The organism is Promineifilum sp. (SeqCode) (assembly GCF_041918635.1).
Taxonomy (GTDB): Bacteria; Chloroflexota; Anaerolineae; order Promineifilales; family Promineifilaceae; genus Promineifilum.
The window spans coordinates 1-5348 of the sequence record NZ_JAYRVJ010000499.1 but is presented as its reverse complement, the minus strand read 5'-3'; the positions used below and the strand labels follow the sequence as shown (position 1 = coordinate 5348).

At 64.5% G+C, this 5348-nt stretch carries 7 protein-coding genes; 2 read left to right on the top strand and 5 right to left on the bottom strand.

Annotation, left to right across the window (positions count from 1 at the left end; translation table 11 throughout):
- Positions 1–47 precede the first annotated feature (47 nt).
- The 4 genes from ACE3UY_RS15200 to ACE3UY_RS15185 form a co-directional block, all read right to left on the bottom strand.
- Positions 48–485: an NUDIX hydrolase gene (locus ACE3UY_RS15200; protein WP_374688347.1), complete on the bottom strand. Its 438-nt coding sequence runs from the start codon at positions 483–485 to the stop codon at positions 48–50.
- 251 nt (positions 486–736) lie between these two features.
- Entirely contained in the window at positions 737–1555 is an 819-nt protein-coding gene (gene trpC, locus ACE3UY_RS15195) for an indole-3-glycerol phosphate synthase TrpC (protein WP_374688346.1), read from the bottom strand.
- 223 nt (positions 1556–1778) lie between these two features.
- Positions 1779–2813, bottom strand: coding sequence for an anthranilate phosphoribosyltransferase (gene trpD, locus ACE3UY_RS15190; protein ID WP_374688345.1), 1035 nt, complete (start codon positions 2811–2813; stop codon positions 1779–1781).
- A gap of 2 nt (positions 2814–2815) precedes the next feature.
- Positions 2816–3433, bottom strand: coding sequence for an HD domain-containing protein (locus ACE3UY_RS15185; protein WP_374688344.1), 618 nt, complete (start codon positions 3431–3433; stop codon positions 2816–2818).
- A gap of 90 nt (positions 3434–3523) precedes the next feature.
- Between ACE3UY_RS15185 and ACE3UY_RS15180 the strand changes: the two genes are divergently transcribed.
- On the top strand, positions 3524–4348 hold the full coding sequence (locus ACE3UY_RS15180; protein ID WP_374688343.1) for a hypothetical protein: 825 nt from the start codon (positions 3524–3526) through the stop codon (positions 4346–4348).
- Positions 4349–4464: 116 nt separating this feature from the next.
- Here ACE3UY_RS15180 and ACE3UY_RS15175 read toward each other — a convergent pair whose 3' ends face one another.
- Positions 4465–4803, bottom strand: coding sequence for a hypothetical protein (locus tag ACE3UY_RS15175; RefSeq protein ID WP_374688342.1), 339 nt, complete (start codon positions 4801–4803; stop codon positions 4465–4467).
- A 197-nt stretch (positions 4804–5000) separates the two neighbouring features.
- Between ACE3UY_RS15175 and ACE3UY_RS15170 the strand changes: the two genes are divergently transcribed.
- A partial coding sequence (locus ACE3UY_RS15170; protein ID WP_374688341.1) for a membrane dipeptidase occupies positions 5001–5348 on the top strand: 348 nt, incomplete at its 3' end.

Sequence of the window (5348 nt, the reverse complement as noted above, 5' to 3'; positions counted from 1 at the left end):
CTTTGCGCTCTTTGCTTCCTGGCGATCTTTGCGTGAGCCGTTTTTTGTCAGACGCCCAGGAGTTCTAGCAGGCCGGTAGGGTAAAGCGGCGGCGCGGATGGGTCGAGGCAGTCGGCCAGCTTGACCCAAACAGCCTGGAACGACGCGCCGCTGTCCTCGACCCCCTCCAGCACGTCGCGCTCGTACAACGACGGATCGGCGAACGCGCCGTCGTAGACCATGGCGATCTCATGCCCCATCTGGCCGTTATAGGTGAACACGTTCTCCACCGCGCCCAGATAGCGCAGATCGACGACGGCCGCGCCCAACTCCTCGGCCATTTCCCGCTCAATGGTGGCGGCGCTGTACTCGCCGAACTCAATAGAGCCGCCCAATGGCCGGTAGAAGGGCTGCTGTTTGATCGGGTCATAATGCCTGGCAGCCAGGATGAGGCCGTTGTGACGGAAGACACAGATGGCGATGGGACGGACGATGTTGGGCTTCATGTGACTAAACAAGATTCGTAGAACTGATAACGGCTAACAGACTAAAAGCGCCCCGGCCTACCTACGCAGTAGGGATCAACCCCACTACAAAGATAAATAAAATACGTAGTAAAAATAGTCATTCACCCCATGTGCGCTTTCCCCTAGTCTGCTATCCTGTGCCCATAGATTTGGAATAGGAATAATAGCGGGGTGCGCCAGTCGACAAGACCTGGTGGCAGGGGCCACCAGGTTTTCGTTTGTGCGCTCCCCTACTCCGGCTGCCCGGCGGCGATGAAGGCCCGCGCCGCCGCCAGCACGTCCTTGCTGCGCACCAGCGCCTCCCCCACCAGCACCGCGTTGACGCCGGCCGCGCGCATGGCCTGCACGTCGTCGGGCGTCTTCAGCCCGCTCTCGCCCACCACGGCGATGTCGGCCGGGATGAGGGCGCGCAACCGGGCGGTGTTGCCAAAGTCGACCTCGAACGTCTGTAGGTCGCGGTTGTTGATGCCGATAATCGCCGGCGACAGCGGCAGCACGCGCGCCAGTTCCGCCTCGCTATGCACCTCCACCAGCGCGGCCATACCCAGCTTGCGGGCCAGCGCCAGGAGCTGGCTCAGGTCTGTGTCACCCAGTACGGCGGCGATGAGCAGGATGGCGTCGGCCCCGGCCACCCGCGCCTCGTACACCTGATACGGATGAAAGATGAAGTCCTTGCGCAGTACCGGCAGGCGCACCGCCTCGCGCACGTCGCGCAAGTGCTCCAGCGTGCCCTGGAAGTGGCGGGTGTCGGTCAACACGGAGATGGCCCGCGCGCCGGCCTTCTCGTAGAGGCGGGCCAGCCGAACGGGGTCGTAGTGGTTGACTAGCAGCCCCTTGCTGGGGGACGCTTTCTTGCACTCGGCGATGAGGCTCACACCGGGGGCGCGCACAGCGGCCTCGAAGTCGCGCGGCGGCGGGGCGACGGCCGTCATGGCCCGCAGGTCTTCGAGCGAGACCTGCTGCATCGTCTTCGGCAGCTGCTCGCGGTGGTGGGCCATGATCTCGTCGAGGATTTCGCCGCGACGTTTGGCTAGGTTGGTGACGCTCATAGGATTGCGAATATAGATAGGTTATTGTTGCTCAGAGCGGCTGAGCAGTTGGATGATCTCACCTGGCGTTCGCCGTCCGCGTTCAGTGCGATCAAAGTCAGTACGGTAGGTAGTTAGCGATATGTGATGCCGTACCACCTCGATTATACCACACCGTCCCCGTCATAGGGGTAGGCTGCGTGCCTGCCCTTAAGGCGCAGACTCAGGCGCGCCTCCACTTCTGTCAGTCTGAGACGACAAAGCTATGGGTCATCGCCACCCAGTTTTCCAGCGTCCGCGCCGCGCCGCCGCCATCAATCGCCTCGGCCGCCGCGGCCAGCCCGCCCGCCCAGTCGCCCGTCTCCAGGCTCAACACCGCCGCGGCGTTGAGCAGCACCACGTCGCGGCGCGGCCCCCGGTCGGCGCCGCTCAGGATGGCGCGGGTGATGGCCGCGTTCTCCTCCGGCGCGCCGCCCAGGAGGTCATCGAGCCGGGCGCGCGGCAGCCCGACGTCGGCCGGATCAAAGTCGAACGTCGTCACCGCCCCACCGCGCAGGGCGCTGATGCGGTTGACGCCGGTGGTCGAGAGTTCATCCAGCCCGTCGCAGCCGTGAACCACGTAGGCGGCGCGGCTGCCCAGCGTGCGCAGCACTTCAGCCAGCGTCTCGGTCAGCACGGGGTCATAGACGCCCATCAGTTGGTGGCCGGCTCCGGCCGGGTTGGTCAGCGGGCCGAGCAGGTTGAAGATGGTGCGCTGGCCCAATTCGCGCCGCGGGCCGATGGCGTGGCGCATGGCCGGATGGTGGTTGACGGCATAGAGGAAGCCAATGCCCACGTCCTGGACACACTCGGCCACCTGCGCCGCGGTCAAGTCCAGGTTGCCGCCCAGCGCCAGTAGCAGATCGGCCGAGCCACTGCGGCTGCTGGCCGCCCGATTGCCGTGCTTGGCCACCTTCACCCCCGCCCCGGCGACGACGAAAGCGGCCGTGGTGGAGATGTTGAACGTGTGCTTGCCGTCGCCGCCCGTACCGCAGGTATCCACCAGAATTTCGCCCGCGTCCAGCTCGACGCGCACCGGGATGACGTGCTTGCGCATCGAGTGGGCGCTGCCGGCGATCTCCTCCGCCGTCTCACCCTTCATGCGCAGGGCAGTCAGATAGCTGCCGATCTGCGCCGGGGACGCCGCGCCATCCATGATGGCGTCCATGGCGGCTTCCGCCTCGTCGAAGGTCAGGTTGTGGCGGTTGATCACCTGGGCAATCGCGTGTTTAAGCGGCATAGTCACCGTTCCTTAATCGGGTCAAAGAAGCCCTGAGCCATGGCGTCGGCGACGAGGGCGCGGGCGCAGGCGGCCATCTCGGCCGAGCCGGCCACGATGCCCTCGGTCATAGCCATCACCTGCTCGCCGCGCACGCCGTGCTGCCGCCAGGGCTGCCCGCCCGTCAGGTAATTGTGCAGCAGCGGCAGGAAGCGGTCGAGCGCGTAGGCAAAGCAGGCCTCCGGCGTCCGGCGCGCCTCGAACTCGTCCCACAGCGCGCGCAACTCGGTCGTCTGGTCGGGCGGCAGCAGGCCGAAAAGCCGGTCGGCGGCCCGCGCTTCGCGGTCGGCCTTATCGAGTGCGCCGATCGCGTCATAGAAAAAGGTGTCGCCGGCGTCGATCTCGACAATGTCGTGGATGAGCGCCATCTTGACCACCCGCGCCAGATCGACCGGCCGGTCGGCGTGCTCGGCCAGCAGCAGCGCGGCCACGGCCAGATGCCAGCTATGTTCGGCGCTGTTCTCCTGCCGGCTACCATCGGCCAGCCGGGAGCGGCGCAAGACGTGTTTCAGCCGGTCGATCTCGATCAAAAAGCCAACCTGCTGTCTGAGCCGGTCGTTATGGATGAGTATTTCGTTCATAGTCGCGCCTTCCGCCAGTGGCCGGATTATACTTCGACCCGTTGGCGACTCAAGTAACAGGAGGAGACTATATCTGGAGTAGTATCTCAGATGAATAGCTATTCACTAGTCCGCCGGTTTGGTCTGGCGGCGTTCTTGCTGCTGGCCGGGTTGGCTTTAGCGGGGCTGTGGGCCTCGTCCGTCCTGGCCGATGAAGATGCTCAACGGAAGTACTATATGCCGGTGGTCGCCGGGGCCAAGCTCCCGCCACCACCGCCGCCGCTCGACTGCGACCTGCCCGGAACGAACTATACGACCATTCCCATCAAGGGCGATCCGCTGGTCGTGAATGCCGAGACGCACCCCAATATGAACCTCAGCGCGCGTGGCTACATCCCGGTGAACGAGGGGCTTGGCCTGGTGCAGCTAGGTTCGGTGCAGGACTCCAGAGCGCCGCAGTTTCCCGCCCTGTTTGGCGATCTGCGGACGCCGGCCTTCACCACCGCCTACCAGGCCTACAAATGGGATGACGATTTCACCCACCCGATAGGCGTCGAAACGGGCTGGAAGGTGACCGTGCTGGGCATGGGCACGCAGCGGGGAGAGACGATCTACACGCCCGATTCGGATTATGAGATCGCGGCGGGCGGATATGAGTACTTGGTGATGTATGCCGGGGACTCCGACCTGACGCTTCACATCGGCAGCGAGGACGAGTTTTACGGCTACGTCCTCCACATCGATGGCGTCTGCACCGATCCCGATTTGCTGGCGCTCTACCGGCAATCAGACGCCGCCGGGCGGCACAACCTGCCGGTGCTGCGCGGCCATCAGGCATTCGGCAAGGCGCTGAGCGGTGAAATCCAGATCGCCATCCGCGACTGGGGCGGGTTCCTGGACCCACGCTCGCGCAACGACTGGTGGCAAGGCCGGTAAGCGGCGAGTAGTAGCATCAGAAGCTCACGCAAAGAGCGCAAAGAAGCAAAGAACGCCAAGAAGAAGTAGGAAGGCTTTGCGATCTTTGCTTCCTTGGCGCTCTTTGCGTGAGCTCTTTATAGCTGTGGAAGACCCCACGCCGCCAGGACGGGGACGAGAAAAGCGATACCGGTATTGGGTTCAGTCAGATCGCCGATGACCGCCTCGGCCCGGCGCATGGCCGCCTCGGCCATCTCCAGGTCGGCGACAACGGCGAATAACGTGCGGTGGCCGACCATGCCGCGGGCGGAGACGTCCGGAACGACCTGAACAGCGTCGGGACGTTGGCGCTCGAAGATGCGCTGCAGGCCGGTGCTCTCCAGAATAGTCGCCCCCCGGACGCCGGCCCCTTCCCACGCCACCAGCACCTCGCTCAGCCGCGCGGGATCATCCAATACCATGAATAACAAGAACATCTTCTTCCTCCATGGCCGCCGGCCGGCGGCTTGCTGCCAGGATGGCCTCGCCGCTGATTTTAGTCCCCCGCGCGGCGACTGACCACCCCTCGGCCTATAGTCTGTAGGGGCGGGTTTGAAACCCGCCCCTACAACTTTCGCGATCGAGCAAAGTGTAGGATGATTGTGCTCACCCACCCCTTGTGGAGAGAAACACCATGTTCATCGTTGATTCCCACCTCGATATCGCCTACAACGCCCTGGTGAAAGGGCGCGACCCTCGTCTCAGTGTGACCGACATCCGCGCCGGCGAGACGCCGCCGGTCAAGAACGTCGCCACCGTCGGCCTGCCGGAGATGCGCCGGGCCGGCGTCGGTCTCGTCTTCGCCACCATCTTCGTCTCCCCGTCCAGTACCCCCTTCGAACGCGAGCCGAACGAGATGACCTACGACACGGCCGAACAGGCCCACATCCTGGGCCTGCAACAGATCGACTACTACCGCCGCCTCATCGACGAGACGGACGACCTGCGCCTGGTGACGGACGCGGCCGGCCTGGACGAAGTG